Genomic DNA, 21171 nt, shown 5'->3' on the forward strand with positions numbered 1-21171 from the left:
ATAGCGGAGCCGCGGCGGGTTACGGCCCGCGGTGCGACTGTCAGCAATCCGTCTCGACACGCCGGGGCCGTTACGCCGACCCGGCGCGCCTCATTAACCGGGACATGGACAACAACCACCCGCACCGACGTCCCGGCTCTGTCACCCTCGGCGCGGTCGCCGCCGGACAGCAACCACGCCGGACCCTCGGTGGCCGACGTCTGTTCGCCTTGGCCCTGGCCGGGGCCGCCACGATCACCTTCGCCGCTGCCTGCTCGGACGACGCCGAGGAGCCGGCCGGCAACGCCGCCGCGGCCGCCGCGGGCGGACCGGAGCAGAAGACCCTCGAGGGCGCCAAGGCCGCCGCGCAGACGGTGTTCGACCGGTTCAGCGGTGGCGACTTCGCCGGGGCGTGGGAGATGTACACCACTGCCGGCAAGCAGGCGATCAGCAAGGACGACTACGTCAAGCTCAACCAGGCCTGCTCCCGCAAGGGCCTGGCGATCCAGCTCACCAGCGCACGCATGGAGGGCACCGATCGGGCCGTCGTGATCGCGAAGCAGCTGGTCGCGGCGCAGTCGTACACGATGGTCTACGAGGCCGACGCCTGGAAGCTGGAGCCCGCCAAGGAGGGTCTCGCCCTCTACAAGCTGGGCGCGGACAAGGCGATCGCCGCGCAGAAGAAAGCCGGCACCTGCGCCAACGCCTGACGGCCGGTGAACGTACCGGGGCCCGCCGCGAACCGCGACGGGCCCCTCGGGACGCAAAAGCTCAGGCAGCCACGGGCAGGCCGTCCAGCCCGGTCATGGCGAGCCGGGACCGCAGCGTGCCACGGCTGGCGATCCGGTCGTAGTACGCCGCCCGGCGACGGGCCACACAGCCCTCCTTCGGCGGCGTCTGCGCGGCCAGGGAGGGGTCGAGGTGCGTGTTGAGCCCGTCCCGGAGCAGCACCAGCGCCTCGGCGCGCAGCTGCGACACCCGGGACTCGCTGACACCCAGCTCGTCGGCGATCTGGGCCATCGGGCGCTCCTCGAAGAAGTACCGCTCGACCACCACCCGCAGCCGATCGGGCAGCGCGTCGACCGCGTGCCGCAGGTAACCGAGCCGCTCCCGCCGGATCAGCATCTCCTCGGGGCCGGCGCCCGGCTCGGTGACGATGTCGTCGGCTGTCGCGGTGGCGAAGCCCTGGAGGCTGAAGACGGTCGCGCGATGCACGTCGTCCTCGGCGTGCTCGATGTCCTCGACGGTGCAGCCGAGCCGTTCCGCCACCTCCTGGACGGTGGGGGTCCGGCCCAGTTCGGCGATCAGCTCCTCCCGCGCCGAGTCGGTGCGGCGGGCCCGCTGGCGCACCGAGCGGCTGGCCCAGTCGAGCCCGCGCAACTCGTCCAGGAGGGCGCCGCGGACCCGCGCGGCAGCGAATCGGGGGAACGGGACGCCACGGTCCGGGTCGAACCCGCGAGCGGCCGCCACCAGGGCGGCGTATCCTGCGGAGAGCAGGTCGTCGCGGTTCACGTGGGCCGGAACCCGGGCCAGCATCTCCCGTACCAGGTGCCCGACGAGCGGCATGTTCGCTCGCACGATGTCCTCGCGACGGCGCTCCGCGGCCAGTGTTTCACCGGTCATCAGGGGTCTCCTCAAGCCCTGCCGGGTTGGGGGTGACCCGGCACTGAGGAAAAAGATGGGGCGCGTTGAGTGCAAACCGGTTCGCCTTCGGGTGCGAGCTGGTTGCGGAGGGTGCCCGGTACAATGATCTGGAGCGGCGGCTCTGATCACCTTTCCCGGCCGCGGCGCGACTTTTGGGAGTTCCCACCTTCATGACGACCTTCACCGAGCTCGGCGTGCCCGCCGTCCTCACCACGGCACTCACCCGGCTCGGCATCACTTCCCCGTTTCCGATCCAGGAGGCGACGCTTCCCGACACCCTCGCGGGCCGGGACGTGCTGGGCCGGGGCCGCACCGGCTCCGGCAAGACGTACGCATTCGTGATTCCGCTGGTCGCCCGCCTCGCCGCGGCGCGGACCAAGGCCAGGGCCGGCCGCCCCCGCGCGCTGATCCTCGCGCCCACCCGGGAGCTGGCCACCCAGATCGAGGCTGCCCTCCGCCCGCTCGCCGACGCGGCCGGGCTGAGCACGCTCGTCGTCTTCGGCGGCGTCGGCGCCACCCCGCAGATCAAGGCGCTGAAGGCGGGCGTCGACGTGCTGGTGGCCTGCCCGGGCCGGCTCGACGACCACATCCGCAACGGGCACGCCGCGCTGGACGCGGTGGAGATCACCGTGCTGGACGAGGCCGACCACATGGCCGACCTGGGCTTCCTGCCGGTGGTTCGGCGGCTGCTGAGCCTGACCCCGCCGAACGGGCAGCGCATGCTGTTCTCGGCCACCCTGGACAACGGGGTGGACGTGCTGGTGCAGCGCTTCATGCGCAAGCCGGTGACGCACCACGTCGACTCCGCCTCGCAGGCGCCGATCGAGATGGACCACCACGTCCTGCACGTGCAGCACGACGACCGGTTCGGCGTTCTCGTCGACCTGCTCGCGGCGCCGGGCCGGTCCGTGGTGTTCACCCGGACCAAGCGGCGCGCCAAGGTGCTGACCCGCCAGTTGGTGGCCGCCGGTGTGCCGGCCGTGGAACTGCACGGCAACCTGGCGCAGAACGCGCGCAACCGCAACCTCTCCGCCTTCTCCGACGGATCCGCGCCGACGCTGGTGGCGACCGACATCGCGGCGCGGGGCATCCACGTGGACGACGTGACGCTTGTCGTGCACGCCGATCCGCCGGTGGAGCACAAGGCGTACCTGCACCGGTCCGGCCGGACCGCGCGGGCCGGCGCCCGGGGCACCGTGATCACGCTGATGACCGACGACCAGCAGGCCGACGTGCGGGATCTCACCCGCAAGGCCGGCATCCGTCCGGTCACCCGGCGGGCCCGCCCCGGCGACGCGCTGCTGTCGGAGCTGGCGCCCGGCGAGCGTACGTTCGTGGCGCCGTCGCCGTCCGGCCCGTCGGCCGGTCCGGCGTCGCCCGCCCGGGCCACCGGTGAGGCCGCGGCGGGGCGGGCACGTTCCCCGCGGCGCCGCCGGCCGAGGTCGGCGGGCACCGGCACCCCGGCGCAGGCTGCCGGCAAGAGTTCGACCGGCGCCGCCGGTGCCGGACGAAGCCGGGACAGCGCTCAGGGCGCCACCACGGGCCAGGCGCGCGGGTCCGGCCAGGTGCGTGGTTCCGGTCCGGGACACCGCTCGGGGGGTACGGGTCAGCAGCGTCCCGTGGCAGCCGGCGGCGCGGCGGCGTTCTCCTCCCGTTCGGGTGGCCGCCGCTCCGGCCGCTAGGTCCACAAGTGGGGTCAGGCTTCGGGCACGCTCACGGAGATCTCGTCACCGAGGGCGTACCCGTCGCAGAGCTCGAGCTCGTCACCGCTCCAGAACCGGCCGGGGTCGTACCAGTTGGCCTTGCGGTTGCCGGGCAGCAGGCCCATGTCCTCGTAGGTCACCGCGACCACCTCGGCGCAGTACGCCTTCTCCAGAGTGGCGTCGCTGACCTCGCCCTGTCGCCACGGCAGGCGGACCTGCGGCACCCGCCCGCGCAGCCAGCGGAAGGCCAGCTGCGACGTGGAGGGGAACGGCGTGCCGTCGAGGCGGGCCACCGTCTTGAGTGCCTTGTCCTCCATCGCCCTGGTCACGCCGGGCTCGAGCTGGCGCAGCCAGCCGCGCTGGCCGTACCGCCGGGCCCACACGGTCACCGCGTCCCGCAGGTCGTGCAGCTGGACGCCGCGCTGGAAGCTGCCCGACCACATGTCGGGCAGCGACCTGCCGAGTTCGGCATGCCACATCAGCGGCGGCATGTCGTCGATCACCAACGACATCCCGACGTGGTTGACGGGTGAGTTGGTGAGTGTCTGGATGGCACGGTCCGGGGCGGAGCGGCCCCGGAAGATCCAGATATCACCTGTACGCGTCAGGTCGAGCGCCTCGTCGAGGTTGAGTTCGGCAACCACTGTCTATCCTCAGCTGATGCGTTGGTGGAAGATTGCGGGACTGGCGGGGCTGGCAGGGGTGGCGGCGACGGGTGCGGTGATCGCCCGGCAGGAGCGCCGGCGCCGGGCGTACACGCCGGACGAGATCCGGAGCAGACTGCACGAGCGTGTCGCCGAGGCTACCGAGAAGCGGGAGTGACCGCTCACGCCAGGTCGGTGTCCCGCAGCAGTGTCCAGAGTCCGGCGCCGTCCGGCGCGGAGAACCACACCTTGCCGCCGGACGGCACGATCTCGGTCTCCGAGGGTCCGGGGATGGCGCCGGCCAGCACCGCCTGGGTCGGCGACAGCCGGCGGATCGCCACGGCTGCCACGTTGTCCGGGTGGGTCCGCGCGAACTCCGAGTAGATCTCCTGGTCGTGCTGGCCGTCGTCGCCGATCAGCAGCCACTTCATGTCCGGGAACTCCTCGGCGAGCCGGCGCAGCGACTTGCGCTTGTGCTCCTGGCCGCTGCGGAACCAGCGGTCCGGGGTAGGACCCCAGTCGGTGAGCAGGATCGGCCCGGCCGGGTACAGATGCCGGCTGAGGAACCGGGTCAGGGCCGGCGCCACGTTCCACGCGCCGGTGGAGAGATAGATGACCGGTGCGCCGGGGTTGGCGTTCACCAGCCGCTCGTAGAGGACGGCCATGCCGGGGACCGCGGTCCGGGCGTGCTCGTCGAGGACGAAGGTGTTCCAGGCGGCCAGCAGCGGACGCGGCAGCGCGGTGACCATCACGGTGTCGTCGATGTCGGAGACGACACCGATCTTGACCGCCGGGTCGATCACCCGGATCGGCGCGTCCACCGGCGTGCTGCCCTCACAGGACAGCTTCGCACTGCCCCAGCCCGGGTCGAGGTCGCCCTTGACCCGGCAGTCCAGATAGCCGCTACGGTCGGTCCGCGCCTCGGTGACGGTGCTGCCGAGCTCGATGCGCACCACGACGCTGCTCGCCGGGGTGGTGGTGAAGCTGCGCCAGCCGCGCACCTTCTCCCGCTGCTTGCGGTTCAGACCCGGCCGGGTCAGCAGCACCCGGCCCATCACGCGTGCCCAGCCCGGGGCGCCGTACCCGGTGTACGCGGTGATGTAGGGCTTCCAGCCGCGTCCACGGAGCCGGCGCTCGATGAACTCGTGCACCGCGTCCTCGATCAGAGCGGCCCGGTGTATCCGGGCCGCAGATGCACCGCCACCTGCTGGAGTAACCGTCACCATCGCCTCCTTACCCGCTTGCGTGCCCGCCGTACCGCCGTCCGACCGGCCACGTTACCGGGCTGTCGTCAGAGGAGAACGTGAACGGTCCGCGGGTCCGCGATGGACATCAGGCGGCAGCCGGGAGTTCGGCGGGCGTCCACTGCTCGGTCCACCAATGCCGGTCGATGGGCTCGGCGGCCGGATCACGGAGCCGGGCGGCGGCGGCCTCGGCGCGCAGGTCGCGCACCGTCTCCGCGGCGGCCTCGGCGCTCCGCCACGCCGCCTGTTCCTTCTCGACCGCGCGCCGGTACGCCTCCAGCCGATAGGCGCGGACCGCGTTGCGCAGCACCGCCTCCTGCTGGACCGGGTGCAGCCGCGGGTTCCAGCCGCGGTGCGCGAAGACGTCGTTGAGCTGGGCGATCGACAGGTCGTGCGTGCGGCACAGCTCGGTGGCGGTGCGGTGCAGGTAGCGCTGCCGGTCGACGTTGTCCCCCAGTTTGCGGCGGCGGCTCATCAGCGGGAACGCGGTCGCCGCGGAGGTGCGCCGGGCCACGTGGTCGGCCTCCTCGTACGCCGTCCAGGCCGCCTCGACGGTCTCCTGCGCGACCAGCCACTCGGCGCGGCGGCGCGTGGCGGTCTCGGCGGCCTCCCGGGCGGCCGACTCCAGCTCGGCGGCGAGCGTGGCCGCCACCGGCTCCGGTTCCGGTGCGGGCGGGGTGAGCCGGCGCGGCACCCTCGCAGTGGCGACCGCGACGGCGAGGACCAGCAAGATGATCAACCAGATCGCGGCAGCCTGCGGCACCGCGTCGAGGAAACTCTGCAGAGCGGAATCCATGGAACACCCCCAAGAAACGGATCTACGGCCGGTATCGACGGGTCCGTACGGGCCGGGACGGCCCGCCGGGGTCAGACGGCCGGGGGCGCGCGCGAGAGAGTGCTGCGCGGGGACTCGCCGGCAGGCAGACGCTCGGCCGCCGTCTTCGCGGTGGCCGCCGGCTGCTCGGTGATCTGCTCCGCGGCCGCCGGTGCCAGCTGCTCCGTGGCCGCGCTCTCCGGGGCCACGACGGTCTCGCTCGCGGCCGAGGTGGCGGTGACGGTTGTCACCGTCACCGGTGCGACGGGCACGACCGCAGTGGGCAGCTGCAACGTCGCGGCGAGCGCGAGCATCGCCAAGCCGGTGAGGAACCGCAGCAAGCGGCGCCCGTCCCAGGGACGGGGCGTCTCCAGAGCCGCCGCGATCACGGTTATCAACCTACTAGTGACGGAGCGCGAGCGCAGGAGGTGTTGCGGTCCCGCCCACCCGAACGGTGTCCACGACGGTCACCCGCACGAGGGACCATGGATGCATGGAACTACAGGTGGTGGAGCAGGTCGCGCGGCTGGACGAGTGGCTGGCCGAGGGCGGCGTGGTGGTCCTCAGCGGCGCGGGTCTCTCGACCGACTCCGGGATCCCGGACTACCGCGGCCCGTCCGGCTCGGCCCGGCGCAGCACCCCGATGACCTATCAAACCTTCACCCGGGACGCGGTCGCCCGCCGCCGGTACTGGGCGCGCAGCCACCTCGGCTGGCGGACCATCGGCGACGCCCGGCCGAACGCCGGGCACCTGGCGGTGGCCCGCTGGCAGCGGCTCGGCCTGCTGGACGGGGTGGTCACGCAGAACGTGGACGGTCTGCACCAGCAGGCCGGCGCCCGGGACGTGGTGGAGCTGCACGGCAACCTGGCCCGGATCATCTGCCTGGACTGCGGCGAGCTGAGTTCCCGGGCGGAGCTGGAGGCGCGGCTGACCGCGGCCAACCCGGAGTTCGCCGCGGTCGCCTCGTCGATCAACCCGGACGGCGACGTGGAGCTGGACGACGCCGAGCTGGACGGGTTCACAGTGGTCGCGTGCCGGTCCTGCGACGGGACACTGAAACCGGACGTCGTGTACTTCGGCGAGACCGTGCCGGCGGACCGGGTGGCGACCACGTTCGCCCTGGTGGAGGCGGCGCGCACGCTTGTCGTCCTGGGCTCCTCGCTGACTGTCATGTCGGGCCGCCGGTTCGTGCTGCGCGCGGTCCGGGAAGGCGTCCGGGTGGCGATCGTCAACCGCGGCGTGACCCGTGGTGAGCCGTACGCCGACCTGATGATCGATGCGCCGCTCGGCGTGGTCCTGCCGAACCTCGTCGCTGATACCGATAAGTACCGATTCATCGCAGGGTAACCGTCATGGTTACCGTCTCGAAATCTAAATAGGCTCATGGGCACATTGACGTGACCGCCCTCACTGCGGTTGACTGCCGGAACCGGTCCCGAAACCGGTTCCGAAACGCCGACGCAACCGCAAAGTCACATCCCCGGAGGAGCTGTGCCGATCACTATCGCCGATGTGGCGGCCCGGGCCAAGGTCAGCAAGACGACGGTGTCCCGGGTGCTGAACGGCAAGGGCGAGCTCGACGAGTCCACCGCGGCCCGGGTCCGGGCGGTCATCGACGAGCTCGGTTACGTGCCGAGCGCCCGAGCCGTCAACCTGGCCCGCGGTCGCACCCGGGTGATCGGCATGCTGGTCCCCTCGCTCACCTGGCCCTGGATGGGCGAGGTGCTGCAGGGGGCGGTCGACGTGCTCGAAGCCGAGCACTACGGCCTTCTCCTGTTCACCTGCAACCGCGGCGACGACTCGATGCGCCAGTTCAGCGCCCAGGTCGCCGCGAAGTCCTTCGACGGGCTCCTGGTCATCGAGCCGGAAGGCACCCTGGACTACATCGTCACCCTGCACTCCCGGGGGCTGCCGATGGTGCTCATCGACGACCGCGACCAGGTGTCCGGCCAGATCCCGACCGTCGGCACCACCAACCACACCGGCGCCGCCTCGGCGGCCCGGCACCTGCTGGAGATCGGGCGCCACAAGCCGCTCGTGATCACCGGGCCGTCCCGCTTCGGCTGCACCCAGCAGCGCACGGACGGCTTCGTCTCGGTCTACGCCGACGCCGGTCACCCTGTCCCGGACGAGAACGTGCTGCTCGGCGACTTCACCTTCGCCGCCGGCGTCGACAACATCCGGCGGGCGATCGAGTCCGGCATCGACTTCGACGCCGTCTTCTGCCACAACGACATCTCCGCCACCGGCGCCATGCAGGCGATCCAGGACTCCGGCCGCCGGATCCCGGAGGACGTCGCGGTGGTCGGCTTCGACGACATACCGATGGCGGCACACACCACGCCGCCGTTGACCACGGTCCACCAGCCCATGCGCGAGATGGGTGAGGCGGCGGCCCGCACGCTGCTCGCCCACTTCGAGGGCACCCCCCTGCCGAATCGCCCGACGGTCATCCCGGCGACCTTCACGGTTCGCTCCTCGACCGGCTCATAACTGCATTCCCCGGCCCGCGCGGCCGGACCACCCGCGATATCTCGTGACCGGCCGTGGGCCGATCGCTCGGTACCGCACGCCCTTCGGGCACCCCTCACCCCTCTCACCACGCGAAAGATCCCGAGGAGTATTAGCGATGCAGAGAAGGAAACTGTTCGCGGCCGCGCTGGCGGGCGTGCTCGCCACCGGTGGGCTCGCGGCGTGCGGTGACTCGCCGAACGAGAACGCGAACAACGCCAACGCGAAGCAGGCCGAGTTCCTCTCGATCGGTATGCCGAACGGCACGGTCACCGAGAGCAACAACCCGTTCGTCCAGACCTCGGCCGCCGCCTCGCTCGGCTACCGATGGATGATCTTCGAGCCGCTCGGCCAGTGGAACAACACCAAGCCGGCCGACCCGCTGACGCCGTGGCTGGCCACCGAGATCAAGTGGTCCTCCGACTACAAGACCGTCGACCTGGTCATCCGGGACGGCGCGACCTGGTCCGACGGCAAGCCGCTGACCGCCGAGGACGTGGTCTACACCCACACCCTGATCAAGGGCAACGAGGCGCTGAACCTCTTCGCCATTCCGTACGACCAGATCACCGCCGAGGGCAACAAGGTCAAGATGACCTTCAAGACCTCGCAGTTCACCACGCACCACAAGGTGATCGGCCAGACCCCGATCGTGCCGAAGCACATCTGGGAGAAGATCTCGGACCCGGCCACCGACACGCTGAAGGAGCCGGTGGGCAGTGGCCCGTACACGCTGAAGTCGTTCAGCCAGCAGGCCACCATCCTGACCGCCCGCGAGGGCTACTGGGGCACCCAGCCCAAGGTGAAGGAACTGCGCTACACCTCCTTCGCGGACAACAACGCGCAGGCCACCGCCCTGGCCAACGGTCAGTCCGAGTGGAGCTTCGTGTTCATCCCGAACTACGAGCAGACCTTCGTCGCCAAGGACCCGGAGCACTACAAGGTCTGGGCGCCGGGCGTGCTGGGCATCCACGGCCTCTACATCAACACCACCAAGAAGCCGTTCGACGACCCGGCGCTGCGCCGCGCGATGAACATGGTCATCAACCGGAACGACATCTTCGTCCAGGCCGAGGCCAGCTACTTCCACCCGGAGATCAAGAGCGTCACCGGTCTGCCCGAGGGCGCGGGTGACGCCTACATCGCCGACGAGTACAAGGGCAAGACGTTCTCGGTCGACGTCGAGGGCGCCAAGGCGCTGCTCGCCCAGTCCGGCTACAAGCTGGAGGGCACCACGCTGAAGGACAAGAGCGGCAAGCCGGTGACCATCAAGCTCACCGACCCCGCGCCGTGGTCCGACTACCAGACCTCGCTCGAGATCATCAAGAGCAACCTGGCCGAGATCGGCATCGCCGCCACGGTGGAGAAGCCGAACCAGAACGTCTGGGACGCCAACGTGCAGAAGGGCGACTTCGAGGCCACCATGCGGTGGACCAACGGTGGTTCGACGCCGTTCGACATCTACCAGACCGTCATGGACGGCGACCTGATGAAGCCGATCGGCACCGCCGCCCAGCAGGGCAACTTCGGCCGCTTCAAGAGCCCGGAGGCCACCGCGGCGCTGAAGGCGTACTCCAACGCCACCGACGACGCGGCCCGCAAGACCGCGCTCGCCACGATCCAGAAGATCTTCGTGGAGCAGGCCCCGATGCTGCCGGTCGGCTCCGACAACGTCGGCGCCGCGTACAGCACCAAGAACTGGGTCGGCTGGCCCTCGGACGCGGACTCGTACGCGCCCGCGCAGCCCACGCAGGCCGCCTCTCTGATGGTCGTCCTGAAGCTGCAGCCCGCCAACTCCTGATCGTCTCGCGGGCGCCCCGGGCAACCGGGGCGCCCGCCTCCCGCTTGTTCAAAGGACACCGGCATGACGTCGATCCCGGACGCCAAGGCGCCGGCCGACGAGGTGGTGCTCGAGGCGATCGGCCTGACGAAGCACTTCCCCGTTCGCCGACGAATGCGCGACCTCTTCTCCCACCGGCACGACGCGGTTCACGCCGTCGACGATGTGAACCTCACCCTCCGCCGCGGCCAGGTGGTCGCCCTCGTCGGCGAGTCCGGCTCGGGCAAGTCCACGGTGGCCCGCCTGCTCGCTCAGCTCTATCCCCGGACCGCCGGTGACATCCGGCTGCACGGCGAGTCGACGAAGGTCAAGTCGGGCTCGGCGTTCCGCCGGTACTGCGCCCGGGTCCAGATGATCTTCCAGGACCCGTTCGCGTCACTGAACCCGGTGCACACGATCCGGTACCACCTGACGCGCGCCTTGAAGATCCACGGCAATGCCGGCAAGACCGACGCGGACCTCGAACAGGCGCTGCACAAGCTGCTCGATCGGGTCTCGCTCACGCCGCCGGAGCGGTACCTCGACAAGTTCCCGCACGAGCTGTCCGGTGGTCAGCGGCAGCGCGTGGCGATCGCCCGGGCGCTCGGCGCCGAGCCGGAGGCGCTGCTCGCCGACGAGCCGGTGTCCATGCTGGACGTCTCGATCCGGCTCGGCATCCTGAACCTGCTGCGGGACCTGAAGGAGCGCTTCAACCTGGCGATCCTCTACATCACCCACGACATCGCGTCGGCGCGGTACTTCGCCGACCAGACGATGGTGATGTACGCCGGCCGGATGGTGGAGGGTGGCGACAGCGAGACGGTCACCCAGTCGCCGGCCCACCCGTACACCCGGCTCCTGATCGATTCCGCGCCGGACCCGGACCGTCTCGCCAACGCGGCCGACATCGACGAAGAAGATCGTGGCAACGGCGAGCCGCCGAGCCTGATCCGCCCGCCCAGCGGGTGCCGCTTCCACCCGCGCTGCCCGATGGCGATGCCGCGGTGCACCACCGACCTGCCGGTCCGGCTGGAGATCGGTGACGCGCCCGGGCACTGGGCGGCGTGCTGGCTGTACGACGAGGCCACCGTCGCCGCGGAGAAGCCCGGCTCGGCCGCGGGGGTGACCGCGTGAAGTACTTCCTGCAGCGCGTCGCCTTCTACCTCTTCACCGCCTGGGCTGCGATCACGCTGAACTTCTTCATCCCCCGGATGATCCCCGGCGACCCGGTGCAGGCGCTGGTCACCAAGTACCAGGGCCAGCTGAGCAGCCAGGCGATCGAAGCCCTGTACGTGCTGTTCGGCCTGGACAAGGACGCGAACATCTGGGAGGAGTACGTCAGCTACTGGAAGCAGCTGTTCGCCGGCGACCTGGGCCTGTCGTTCACCTTCTTCCCGACCCCGGTCTCCGAGATCATCGCCAGCAGCCTCCCCTGGACGCTGCTGCTGGTCGGCATCACCACGGTGATCAGCTTCTTCCTCGGCACCGGCCTCGGCGTGCTCGCCGGCTGGCGGCGCGGCTCCTGGACCGACGGCCTGCTACCGGTCACCACGTTCCTCTCCTCGGTGCCGTACTTCTGGCTCGGCATCATCGCGATCTACCTGCTCACCGGGCCGGACAGCTTCTTCCCGTCGTCCGGCGGCTTCGACACCGGCCTGGTGCCGGCCTGGGACCAGTACTTCATCCCGAGCGCGATCCAGCACAGCCTGCTGCCCGCGCTGACCATCCTGATCTCCTCGGTCAGCGGCTGGATCCTCAGCATGCGCAACATGATGGTGACCGTGGCCTCGGAGGACTACATCACCGTCGCGCACGCCAAGGGCCTCACCGACCGCCGGGTCGCGATGAGCTACGCGGCGCGCAACGCGTTGCTGCCAAACGTCTCCGGCTTCGCGCTGTCGCTCGGCTTCATCGTCGGCGGCACCCTGCTCGTGGAGATCGTCTTCTCCTACCCGGGCGTCGGGTTCCAGCTGTTCCAGGCGCTGGGCGCCTCGGACTACCCGCTGATGCAGGGCGTCTTCCTGATCATCACGATCTCGGTGCTGGTGGCGAACCTGCTGGCGGACATCGTCTACCTGCTGCTCGACCCTCGCACCCGGAAGGACGGCTGACCGATGACGATCCCTACCTCGAGCATCGAGCAGGTCATCCCCGGCGAGGGGTCGATGGCCCAGCCGGAGACCGGCAAGCCGACCAGGGCGAAGCGCCGGCGGTTCCGCTTCGTGTCCAACCACAAGGCCATGGTCGGCCTGGTCATCCTCGGCATCTACCTGCTGATCGCGATCATCGGGCCGTGGGTGGCGCCGTACGACCCGGGCGCCCGCGGCAACCAGCTGGTCCAGCCGCCGTCCGGCGAGCACTGGATGGGCACCACCCACCTCGGACAGGACGTCTTCAGCCAGTTGCTGGTCGGCACCCGCAGCGTCATCTTCGTCGGCTTCTTCGCCGGCATCATCGCGACCGTGCTCTCGGTCCTGATCGGGGTGACCGCCGGCTATGTCGGCGGCAAGACCGACGAGGGTCTCTCCGCGCTCTCCAACGTCTTCCTGGTCATCCCGGCGCTGCCGCTGATCATCATCATCACGTCCACCCTGGAGAACGCCGAGGACTGGCTGATCGCCCTGGTCATCGGCCTCACCTCGTGGTCGTGGAACGCCCGGGTGCTGCGCGCGCAGACCCTGTCGCTGCGCCGGCGCGACTTCGTCGAGGCGTCCCGCGCCAGCGGCGAGCGCACCTGGCGGGTGATCGTCTTCGAGCTGCTGCCGAACCTGACCGCGGTGATCGCCTCCGGTTTCGTCGGCACGGTCATCTTCGCGGTGCTCTCCGAGATCACCCTGGCGTTCATCGGCGTCACCTCGGCCACCACCTGGAACTGGGGCACCATCCTGTTCTGGGCGCAGGGCCAGCAGGCACTCGCGCAGAACGCGTGGTGGTGGTTCATCCCGGCCGGTCTGGCCATCGCGATCCTCGGCACCGCGCTGTCGCTGATCAACTTCGGCATCGACGAGTTCGTCAGCCCGCGGCTGCGCAGCGCCGGCAAGACCAAGGTGAAGACGGTCAGCGGGCGTACCGTCCGGATGCGCATCGGCTTCACCCCGGTCCTGAACAACACCGCCGAGCCGATCACCCACGCCCGGCCGATCCCGGTCAACACCGGCGGCGCCACGCCCGTCGTGAAAGAGGAGGTGGCCAAATGAGCGAGCCGGTCATCGAGATCCGCAACCTCAACGTCGGGTACGGCCTGGGTGACCAGGGCGTGCGCGCGGTCCGCGACGTCAACCTCACCCTGCACCGCGGCGAGGTGCTGGGCCTGGCCGGTGAGAGCGGCTCCGGCAAGTCCACCCTGGCGTACGGGATGACCCGCCTGCTCGCCCCGCCCGGGGTGATCACCGGCGGCGAGGTGATCTACCACCCCGAGCAGGGCGACCCGTACGACGTCCTCGCCCTGTCCGACAACGATCTGCGCAAGTTCCGGTGGAACGAGACCGCGATCGTGTTCCAGGGCGCGATGAACTCGCTCAACCCGGTGCACAAGATCTCCACCCAGCTCACCGACGTGCTGCGGGCGCACGAGCCGAAGATGTCCGAGTCCGAGCGCATCGCCCGGGCCCGGGAGATGCTGAAGCTGGTCGGCATCGCGGCGGACCGGATGGACGCGTACCCGCACCAGCTCTCCGGCGGCATGCGGCAGCGCGTGATGATCGGCATGGCGCTGATCCTGCAACCGCAGGTGGTCATCATGGACGAGCCGACCACGGCGCTCGACGTGGTGATGCAGCGCCAGATCCTCGGCCAGCTCATCGAGCTGCGGGAGCGGCTGGGCTTCTCGGTCATCTTCATCACCCACGACCTGTCGCTGCTGGTCGAGTTCTCCAACCGGATCGCCATCATGTACGGCGGGCGGATCGTCGAGGAGGCGCCGGCCAAGGCGATCTACCAGGACTCGCTGCACCCGTACTCGGCCGGCCTGCTGGGCTCGTTCCCGGCGCTGCGCGGGCCGCGGCGGGAGCTGACCGGCATCCCCGGGTCGCCGCCGGACCTCAAGGGCATGCCGACCGGATGCTCGTTCCACCCACGGTGCCCGAAGGCGTTCGAGCCGTGTGCCGGCAACATCCCGGTGCTCGGCCGCCCGGACACCCCGGACGGCGACACGCGATCGGTCGCCTGCTGGCTGCACCCGGTCCGGCAACCGGTCGGCTGACGCCGATTCTCAAGCCGAGGGCCGGTCCCCTGCCGTCGGGACCGGCCCTCACTACGTCTTCGGGAGAGTTCGTTGTCATTCACATGGGGCGTGGCCACCTCGGCGTACCAGATCGAGGGCGCGGCCGCGGAAGACGGGCGGACGCCGTCCATCTGGGACACCTTCAGCCGCACCGTGGTCGGCGAGACCGGGGACGTGGCCTGCGACCACTACCACCGGATGCCGGACGACGTGCAGCTGATCAAGAGCCTGGGCGTGAACGCGTACCGGTTCTCGGTCTCCTGGACCCGGGTGCAGCCGCACGGGCGCGGCCCGGCGAACCAGGCCGGCCTGGACTTCTACGACCGGCTGGTGGACGAGCTGCTGGCCGCCGGGATCGACCCGTGGCTCACCCTCTACCACTGGGACATGCCGCAGGAGCTGGAGGACGCCGGCGGCTGGCCGCACCGCGACACCGCGTACCGGTTCGCCGACTTCTCCGCCATGGTCATCGACCGGCTGCAGGATCGGGTGCGGAACTGGGGCACGGTCAACGAGCCGTGGTGCGTGGCCTACCTCGGGTACGAGCACGGCGTGTTCGCGCCCGGCCGGCGTGACCAGGGCGCCGCCGTGGCCGCCACCCATCACCTGCTGCTCGGGCACGGGCTGGCCGCTCAGCAACTGCGCGCGGGCTCGCCGGACAACGTGGTGAGCATCCCGCTCAACATCGGCACAGCGACACCGGCCTCGGACGACCCGATCGACGTGGCGGCCGCCTGGCGGGCCGACGGCAACGTGGCACGGATCTTCCTGGACCCGCTGCGGCACGGCCGCTATCCGGCGGACGTGGTCGAGGATCTCGCGGCACGCGGCCACACGCTGCCGGTACGCGACGGCGACATGAAGATCATCTCGACACCGATCGACCTGCTCGGCGTCAACTTCTACTTCGGACAGGACTTCGCCGGCACCGACCTGGAAGGCAACACCACCGACGCCCTCGGACGGCCGGTGGTCCGAGAGATCAAACCGGACGTGCCGGTCACCGACCTGGGCTGGCCGATCACCCCCGATCGCTTCACCAAGCTGCTGGTGCGGCTGCACCACGACTACGGGTTCCCGCTCGTGGTCACCGAGAACGGCGCGGTCTTCGACGACCACCCGGACCCGACCGGATTCGTGGCGGACGTGCAGCGCACCGCGTACCTGAAGGCGCACGTCGACGCGGTGTTCGCCGCCCGCGAGCAGGGCGCGGACGTGCGCGGATACTTCGCCTGGTCCCTGATGGACAACTTCGAGTGGGCCGAGGGCTACGCGAAACGGTTCGGCCTGGTGCGTGTCGATTACGAGACCCAGATGCGTACGCCTAAACAGAGTGCGCTGTGGTTCCGGGATCACATACTCTCCCGCGCATGACCGAGTACCTCGACCTGAACCGGGCCAACTGGGACGAGCGGGCCCCGGTGCACGCCGCCTCCCCGAGTTATCACGTCGAGGACTTCGTCACCGACCCGGCGTACCTCTCCGATTACGTCCGGTTCGACCTGCCGCGGCTCGGCGACATCGCCGGGCTGCGCGGGGTGCACCTGCAGTGTCACATCGGCACCGACACGGTCTCGCTGTCCCGGCTCGGCGCCCGGATGACCGGCCTCGACTTCTCCGGCGCGTCGCTGGAGCAGGCCCGGGCCATCGCGGCCCGGGCCGGGGCGGACATCCCGTTCGTGCAGAGCGACGTCTACGCCGCGCGGGACGTCCTGGAGGGCGACTTCGACCTGGTCTTCACCGGGATCGGCGCGCTCGGCTGGCTGCCCGACATCAAACGCTGGGCGCGGACGGTCGCGTCGCTGCTGGCGCCCGGCGGCCGGCTGTTCATCCGCGAGGGCCACCCGATCCTCTGGTCGATCGAGCAGGACCGCGCCGACGATCTGCTCGTGCTCTCCGAGCCCTACTTCGAGCAGGCCGAACCGCAGATCTACGACGAGGGCGGCACGTACGTGCAGACCGACCACGAGTTCCGGCACACCGTCACGCACGAATGGAACCACGGGCTCGGCGAGATCGTCACCGCGGTGCTGGAGGCCGGGCTGGTCCTGACCGCCCTCGAGGAGCACCGGTCCGTCCCGTGGGAGGCGCTCAACGGCCTGATGCACCGGATCGACGGCTCGGAGTGGCAGCTCATCGACCGGCCTGAGCGCCTGCCGCACACGTACACCCTCCAGGCGCGCAGACCGGCCGCCGTTTAAAGATCAGCCGCTACGGGGTACCTGCCCGCCATTCCCCGGCGTAGGAGGTCCCCGATGCGAATCGGTGCTGTCATCTTGGTCATCTGGCTGGTCCTCGGCGTGGTCGCCGCCTTCGAGCGCGGTTACTTCAAGGACGACGGCGACGCGAGCTGTGCGGAGGCGGGGACGGTCATCGTCACCACGGTCGCCGGACCGCTGAACTGGATGGGCGTCAACCCGAAGATCACCTGCGACGTTCCGGAGCCCAGCAAGTAAGGCACCGGGCCGGCCGCTATGAAGAAGGGTGTCCTGGCGACAGCTCCACCGTCCACCCCGCCACCACGGCCAGGACACCCCTTTTCGGGCTTGATCTGGAGCGCGCTCCAGCTCGTACGGTCGATGCCGTAGAGCCCGACCAAGGGGGAACATCATGGAACTGCGAGACTTCGGACGCCTCGGCCGGATCAGCGCGCTGACACTCGGCGGTGGCGGCATCGCCGGCGTGTGGGGCAGCACGGACCGCGCCGAAGCGGTGGCCACTGTGCACGCCGCGCTGGACGCCGGTGTCACCATGCTCGACCTGGCGCCGAGTTACGGCTCCGACTTCGAGTCGGAGCGCGCCGCCGGTGAGGCGCTGCGCCTCCGGCCCGCCCCGGACGTCATGATCACCAGCAAGGTGCAGCTCACCAAGCTGCCCGGCACCCCGGACTGGGCCGGCCGCATCCGCCGCAGCCTGCGGGACAGCCTGGCGCGTCTGGGCCGCGACCACCTCGACCTGTTCCTGCTGCACACCCAGCTGCGGCCGCGCACCCCGTCGGACGCCGTGCCGGACGACCTCGACTGGCCGGACTACGAGGTGGTGGCCGCGGAGTTCGAGAAACTGCGCACCGAAGGAGCCGTCCGGGCCTGGGGCATCACCGCGATCGGGCACCCGGCGACGGTGGTGGACGCGCTGCGCGGCGCGGCCCGGCCGGACGCCGCGCAGGTGGTGGTGAACCCGCTCGACATGAACGGCGACCTCTGGGTCTACGGCGACGAGGCGCCGGCCACCGGCGACATCCTCCGGGCCGCGACCGAGAACGACGTGCCGGTGATCGGCATCCGCGCGGTGGCGGCCGGTTCGCTGACGTCGGCGCTGGACCGTGACCTCGACCCGCGCCACCCGGCGGCCGTCGACTTCGCGCGGGCCGAGCCCTACCGCAAGCTGGCGGCCGAGTTCGGCGAGACGCCGGCGGCCCTCGCCCACCGGTACGCGCTGAGCGTTCCGGGCGTCGCCACCGTCGTCCTGGGCGTCAAGAACCGCGCCGAACTCGCCGAATGCCTGGCCGCCGAGGCGCGCGGGCCGCTCACGCCCGAGCAGCTCCGGGCCGTCCACGCCCTCCGCTGACCCCCGGCGCTTCCACGCCCTGGCTCCGAGCGCCGTTCGCGCCTGTCCCGGCTCCTACTTCACACACCCCGAACGACAAGCTCAGCGTGTGAACTTGCGGCTCGATCCGCACCCCAACTTCACACACCCCCGAACGACAAGCTCAGCGTGTGAACTTGCGGCTCGATTCGCAAGCGCAAGACCCGGCGGGCGTGGGAGTTGAGATGCGGAGCGCGTCCTGCACGGAGCGCCGCCCGGTGTGGAGATGTGGGTACGCAGCGCGCTTTAGGGCATTTTGCCTCCGGCGGGGGAGCCCCTGACCAACAGGATGGGGACGGCACCCTGGCTGTCCCCTGGACACCTCACCCCAGGCGCACCCCCATAGCCATCCCGGAGGCTTGAAGATTTCCGGCGGAGGCGAAGCCCGCCGCAGGCGAACCCAAACTTGGAGCGCGAAAGCCGCCCGGCCGGCACCCACGGGGGATGCCGGCCGGGCGGCCGCAGCGGATGGGCGAGGGTCAGTCGCGCTCGATCAGGTGGCCGACCAGCTGGGGGCCCATGATCACCGCGGCGCCGGAGCCGTCCCGGCGGGCGTCGGGTTCCGGCAGCTCGACCGGGTCGCCGGTGTTGCTGGCGCCGACCGGGCGGGGCCCGACCCAGGCGACCGTGAGCCGCGTCTCCCCCCGGAGGAAGCGCTGCACGCGGACCCCGCCGGTGGCCCGCCCCTTCGCCGGGTAGGACGCGAACGGTGACACCTTGACCTGCGTGCCGGTGGAGGTCACCACCATCGGCTCGCCGTGCACCGGGTCGCTGGTGGAGACCGCGTTGAACGAGATCACCTCGGCCCCGGAGGTGAGGTTGACGCCGGCCATGCCGCCACCCTTGAGACCCTGCGGGCGGACCAGCTTGGCCGGGAACCGCAGCAGGCTGGCGTCGGAGGTGACGAAGACCAGCGATTCCGCGCCGTCGGTGAGCAAGGTGGCCTGGAGGACCTCGTCACCCTCCTTCAGCGTGATCACCTCGAACTCGTCGGAGCGGACCGGCCATTCCGGCGCGCAGACCTTGACGACACCGAACTTGGTGCCGAGGGCGACGCCGGGTGACGTGCCGGGGGTCAGCGGCGCCAGGCCGACGACCCGCTCGCCCTTCTCCAGCGGTACCAGCTCGGACGCGGACATGCCACCGCGCAGCGAAACCGTGCCGGACTGTTCGGGCAGCACCGGGAGCGGCAGCACGTCGGTCTTGAACGCGCGACCGCGGTTGGTGATCAGCAGGATGCGGCCGCGAGCGGTGGAGTGGATCACCGCGCGGACCGCGTCGTGCTTGACCCGGCCGCTGCGCCGGCGGGCCTCGGTGGACTCCTCGCTCTCCGCGGCGGTCCGGGCGATCAGGCCGGTCGCCGAGAGGATCACCTGGCAGGGGTCGTCGGCAACCTCGAGCGGGCCGGCCGGCACCGAGGCCGCCAGCACCTCCTTGAGGTCACCGTCGATCAGCGTGGTGTGGCGCGGGCGGCCGAACTCGGTGGCCACCTCGGCGAGCTCGTCGGAGACGACCTTCTTGAGGACGTCGGAGTTGTCGAGGATCCGGTTCAGCTCGGCGATCTCGTTGCGCAGCCGCTCCTGCTCGGTCTCCAGCTCGATGCGGTCGAACCGGGTGAGCCGGCGCAGCGGCGTGTCCAGAATGTATGTCGCCTGGATCTCGGAGAGCCCGAACTCGCTCATCAGCCCGGCCTTGGCCGCGGCCGCGTCGTCGCTGGCCCGGATCAGGGCGACCACCCGGTCGATGTCGATCAGGGCGATGAGCAGGCCGTCCACCAGGTGCAGACGGTCCTCGCGCTTGGTCCGGCGGAACGTCGTGCGCCGGGTGACCACCTCGTAGCGGTGCTGGACGAAGACCTCCAGCAGCGCCTTGAGGCCGAGGGTCTGCGGCTGCCCGTCGACCAGCACCAGGTTGTTGATGCCGAACGAGCTCTCCAGCGGGGTGAGCCGGTAGAGGTCGGCGAGCAGCGCCTGCGGGTTGACGCCCACCTTGCACTCGATGACCAGGCGGGTGCCGTGCTCGCGGTCGGTGAGGTCCTTGACGTCGGCGATGCCCTGCAGGCGGGCGGCCTGCCGCTGGCCGCGGCGCGGGCCGGAGGTGATCAGCTTGCCCTTCACCTCGTCGGTGATGGCCTCGATGATCTTCTCGGTGCCGACGCCGTAGGGCAGCTCGGTCACCGTGATCGCCTGCCGGCCCCGGCCGCCCTCGAGCAGGCCGGTCTGGGCACGGGCCCGGATCCGGACGACGCCACGACCGGTCTCGTACGCCCGGCGCACCTCGTCGAGGCCGAGCAGCTGACCGCCGGTGGGCAGGTCCGGGCCGGGCACGAAGCGCATCAGCGTGTCGAGATCGGCCTCCGGGTCGGTGATCAGGTGCCGGGCGGCCGCGACCACCTCACCGAGGTTGTGCGGGATCATGTTGGTCGCCATCCCGACGGCGATCCCGGACGTGCCGTTGACCAGCAGGTTGGGGAAGGCGGCCGGCAGCACCTTGGGCTCCAGCTCGGAGCCGTCGTACGTCGGCTTGAAGTCGACCGTGCCCTCGCCCAGCTCGCCGACCAGCAGCATCGCCTCGCGGGACATGCGCGCCTCGGTGTACCGCGCGGCGGCCGGGCCGTCGTCGGGCGAGCCGAAGTTGCCGTGCCCGTCGATCAGCGGGGTGTTGAGCGAGAAGTCCTGGGCCAGCCGGACCAGCGCGTCGTAGATCGCCACGTCGCCGTGCGGGTGGTACTTACCCATCACGTCGCCGACCACCCGGGCCGACTTCACGTAGGCCCGGTCGGGGCGGTGCCCCTGCTCGGACATCGACCAGAGGATCCGCCGGTGCACCGGCTTCAGGCCGTCCCGGGCGTCCGGCAGCGCGCGGGAGTGGATGACCGAGTACGCGTACTCCAGGTAGGAGTCCTCGACCTCGGTGGTGAGCGGATTGTCGATGACCCGGGCGCCGGCCTGGTCGAACGCGGACAGGTCGACGCGGTTCTCGGACTTGCGGCGTGCCATTGGTAG

The 21171-nt window shown here is 70.6% G+C and carries 20 protein-coding genes; 14 read left to right on the forward strand and 6 right to left on the reverse strand.

What is annotated here, in order from left to right; all coding sequences use genetic code 11:
* Positions 1 to 104 precede the first annotated feature (104 nt).
* Positions 105 to 689: a hypothetical protein gene (locus AC0NH5_RS16195; protein WP_474404333.1), complete on the forward strand. Its 585-nt coding sequence runs from the start codon at positions 105 to 107 to the stop codon at positions 687 to 689.
* A 61-nt stretch (positions 690 to 750) separates the two neighbouring features.
* Here the strand turns inward: AC0NH5_RS16195 and AC0NH5_RS16200 are convergent, their stop codons facing one another.
* Entirely contained in the window at positions 751 to 1602 is an 852-nt protein-coding gene (locus tag AC0NH5_RS16200; RefSeq protein ID WP_474404335.1) for a sigma-70 family RNA polymerase sigma factor, read from the reverse strand.
* A gap of 191 nt (positions 1603 to 1793) precedes the next feature.
* Between AC0NH5_RS16200 and AC0NH5_RS16205 the strand changes: the two genes are divergently transcribed.
* Positions 1794 to 3305: a DEAD/DEAH box helicase gene (locus AC0NH5_RS16205; protein WP_474404336.1), complete on the forward strand. Its 1512-nt coding sequence runs from the start codon at positions 1794 to 1796 to the stop codon at positions 3303 to 3305.
* A 14-nt stretch (positions 3306 to 3319) separates the two neighbouring features.
* Here the strand turns inward: AC0NH5_RS16205 and AC0NH5_RS16210 are convergent, their stop codons facing one another.
* Positions 3320 to 3970: a hypothetical protein gene (locus tag AC0NH5_RS16210; RefSeq protein WP_474404337.1), complete on the reverse strand. Its 651-nt coding sequence runs from the start codon at positions 3968 to 3970 to the stop codon at positions 3320 to 3322.
* Between the two features lie 16 nt (positions 3971 to 3986).
* On the opposite strand from AC0NH5_RS16210, the gene AC0NH5_RS16215 reads away from it, so the two are divergent.
* Entirely contained in the window at positions 3987 to 4148 is a 162-nt protein-coding gene (locus tag AC0NH5_RS16215) for a hypothetical protein (RefSeq protein ID WP_474404339.1), read from the forward strand.
* Positions 4149 to 4152: 4 nt separating this feature from the next.
* Here the strand turns inward: AC0NH5_RS16215 and AC0NH5_RS16220 are convergent, their stop codons facing one another.
* From AC0NH5_RS16220 to AC0NH5_RS16230, 3 genes are all read right to left on the reverse strand, one after another.
* Complete coding sequence (locus AC0NH5_RS16220) at positions 4153 to 5196, reverse strand: App1 family protein (protein WP_474404340.1); 1044 nt, start codon at positions 5194 to 5196, stop codon at positions 4153 to 4155.
* 106 nt (positions 5197 to 5302) lie between these two features.
* Positions 5303 to 6010, reverse strand: coding sequence for a hypothetical protein (locus AC0NH5_RS16225; RefSeq protein WP_474404342.1), 708 nt, complete (start codon positions 6008 to 6010; stop codon positions 5303 to 5305).
* Positions 6011 to 6081: 71 nt separating this feature from the next.
* Positions 6082 to 6417 (reverse strand): hypothetical protein, encoded by a 336-nt coding sequence (locus AC0NH5_RS16230; protein ID WP_474404343.1) that lies wholly within the window; start codon positions 6415 to 6417, stop codon positions 6082 to 6084.
* A 104-nt stretch (positions 6418 to 6521) separates the two neighbouring features.
* Between AC0NH5_RS16230 and AC0NH5_RS16235 the strand changes: the two genes are divergently transcribed.
* The 11 genes from AC0NH5_RS16235 (at position 6522) to AC0NH5_RS16285 (ending at position 18148) form a co-directional block, all read left to right on the forward strand.
* Positions 6522 to 7376, forward strand: a complete 855-nt coding sequence (locus AC0NH5_RS16235; protein ID WP_474404345.1) for an NAD-dependent protein deacetylase — start codon at positions 6522 to 6524, stop codon at positions 7374 to 7376.
* A 144-nt stretch (positions 7377 to 7520) separates the two neighbouring features.
* Entirely contained in the window at positions 7521 to 8522 is a 1002-nt protein-coding gene (locus AC0NH5_RS16240; protein ID WP_474404346.1) for a LacI family DNA-binding transcriptional regulator, read from the forward strand.
* Between the two features lie 136 nt (positions 8523 to 8658).
* Positions 8659 to 10341, forward strand: coding sequence for an ABC transporter substrate-binding protein (locus AC0NH5_RS16245; protein ID WP_474404348.1), 1683 nt, complete (start codon positions 8659 to 8661; stop codon positions 10339 to 10341).
* Between the two features lie 63 nt (positions 10342 to 10404).
* Positions 10405 to 11493: an ABC transporter ATP-binding protein gene (locus AC0NH5_RS16250; protein ID WP_474404349.1), complete on the forward strand. Its 1089-nt coding sequence runs from the start codon at positions 10405 to 10407 to the stop codon at positions 11491 to 11493.
* Positions 11490 to 12470, forward strand: coding sequence for an ABC transporter permease (locus AC0NH5_RS16255; RefSeq protein ID WP_474404351.1), 981 nt, complete (start codon positions 11490 to 11492; stop codon positions 12468 to 12470). Before AC0NH5_RS16250 ends, AC0NH5_RS16255 begins: the two co-directional genes overlap by 4 nt.
* A 3-nt stretch (positions 12471 to 12473) precedes the next feature.
* The gene (locus AC0NH5_RS16260; protein ID WP_474404352.1) at positions 12474 to 13556 is read left to right on the forward strand and encodes an ABC transporter permease; all 1083 of its coding nucleotides are present in this window, start codon (positions 12474 to 12476) and stop codon (positions 13554 to 13556) included.
* Positions 13553 to 14560, forward strand: coding sequence for an ABC transporter ATP-binding protein (locus tag AC0NH5_RS16265; protein ID WP_474404354.1), 1008 nt, complete (start codon positions 13553 to 13555; stop codon positions 14558 to 14560). Before AC0NH5_RS16260 ends, AC0NH5_RS16265 begins: the two co-directional genes overlap by 4 nt.
* Before the next feature lie 72 nt (positions 14561 to 14632).
* On the forward strand, positions 14633 to 15955 hold the full coding sequence (locus tag AC0NH5_RS16270; RefSeq protein WP_474404356.1) for a GH1 family beta-glucosidase: 1323 nt from the start codon (positions 14633 to 14635) through the stop codon (positions 15953 to 15955).
* Positions 15952 to 16782, forward strand: a complete 831-nt coding sequence (locus AC0NH5_RS16275; protein ID WP_474404358.1) for a class I SAM-dependent methyltransferase — start codon at positions 15952 to 15954, stop codon at positions 16780 to 16782. Before AC0NH5_RS16270 ends, AC0NH5_RS16275 begins: the two co-directional genes overlap by 4 nt.
* Positions 16783 to 16836: 54 nt before the next feature.
* Positions 16837 to 17037, forward strand: a complete 201-nt coding sequence (locus AC0NH5_RS16280; RefSeq protein ID WP_474404360.1) for a hypothetical protein — start codon at positions 16837 to 16839, stop codon at positions 17035 to 17037.
* Between the two features lie 154 nt (positions 17038 to 17191).
* Positions 17192 to 18148, forward strand: a complete 957-nt coding sequence (locus AC0NH5_RS16285; protein WP_474404362.1) for an aldo/keto reductase — start codon at positions 17192 to 17194, stop codon at positions 18146 to 18148.
* A gap of 497 nt (positions 18149 to 18645) precedes the next feature.
* Here AC0NH5_RS16285 and AC0NH5_RS16290 read toward each other — a convergent pair whose 3' ends face one another.
* Complete coding sequence (locus AC0NH5_RS16290; protein WP_474404363.1) at positions 18646 to 21165, reverse strand: DNA gyrase/topoisomerase IV subunit A; 2520 nt, start codon at positions 21163 to 21165, stop codon at positions 18646 to 18648.
* Positions 21166 to 21171 lie beyond the last annotated feature (6 nt).

This window comes from Actinoplanes sp. 13, from assembly GCF_056134165.1.

Excerpts from the sequence above, each read along its gene's own strand:
- AC0NH5_RS16195 (WP_474404333.1), top strand. The coding sequence starts at position 105 with ATGGACAACAACCACCCGCACCGACGTCCCGGCTCTGTCACCCTCGGC.
- AC0NH5_RS16200 (WP_474404335.1), bottom strand. The coding sequence starts at position 1,602 with ATGACCGGTGAAACACTGGCCGCGGAGCGCCGTCGCGAGGACATCGTG.
- AC0NH5_RS16205 (WP_474404336.1), top strand. The coding sequence starts at position 1,794 with ATGACGACCTTCACCGAGCTCGGCGTGCCCGCCGTCCTCACCACGGCA.
- AC0NH5_RS16215 (WP_474404339.1), top strand. The coding sequence starts at position 3,987 with ATGCGTTGGTGGAAGATTGCGGGACTGGCGGGGCTGGCAGGGGTGGCG.
- AC0NH5_RS16220 (WP_474404340.1), bottom strand. The coding sequence starts at position 5,196 with ATGGTGACGGTTACTCCAGCAGGTGGCGGTGCATCTGCGGCCCGGATA.
- AC0NH5_RS16225 (WP_474404342.1), bottom strand. The coding sequence starts at position 6,010 with ATGGATTCCGCTCTGCAGAGTTTCCTCGACGCGGTGCCGCAGGCTGCC.
- AC0NH5_RS16235 (WP_474404345.1), top strand. The coding sequence starts at position 6,522 with ATGGAACTACAGGTGGTGGAGCAGGTCGCGCGGCTGGACGAGTGGCTG.
- AC0NH5_RS16245 (WP_474404348.1), top strand. The coding sequence starts at position 8,659 with ATGCAGAGAAGGAAACTGTTCGCGGCCGCGCTGGCGGGCGTGCTCGCC.
- AC0NH5_RS16250 (WP_474404349.1), top strand. The coding sequence starts at position 10,405 with ATGACGTCGATCCCGGACGCCAAGGCGCCGGCCGACGAGGTGGTGCTC.
- AC0NH5_RS16260 (WP_474404352.1), top strand. The coding sequence starts at position 12,474 with ATGACGATCCCTACCTCGAGCATCGAGCAGGTCATCCCCGGCGAGGGG.
- AC0NH5_RS16265 (WP_474404354.1), top strand. The coding sequence starts at position 13,553 with ATGAGCGAGCCGGTCATCGAGATCCGCAACCTCAACGTCGGGTACGGC.
- AC0NH5_RS16275 (WP_474404358.1), top strand. The coding sequence starts at position 15,952 with ATGACCGAGTACCTCGACCTGAACCGGGCCAACTGGGACGAGCGGGCC.
- AC0NH5_RS16280 (WP_474404360.1), top strand. The coding sequence starts at position 16,837 with ATGCGAATCGGTGCTGTCATCTTGGTCATCTGGCTGGTCCTCGGCGTG.
- AC0NH5_RS16285 (WP_474404362.1), top strand. The coding sequence starts at position 17,192 with ATGGAACTGCGAGACTTCGGACGCCTCGGCCGGATCAGCGCGCTGACA.
- AC0NH5_RS16290 (WP_474404363.1), bottom strand. The coding sequence starts at position 21,165 with ATGGCACGCCGCAAGTCCGAGAACCGCGTCGACCTGTCCGCGTTCGAC.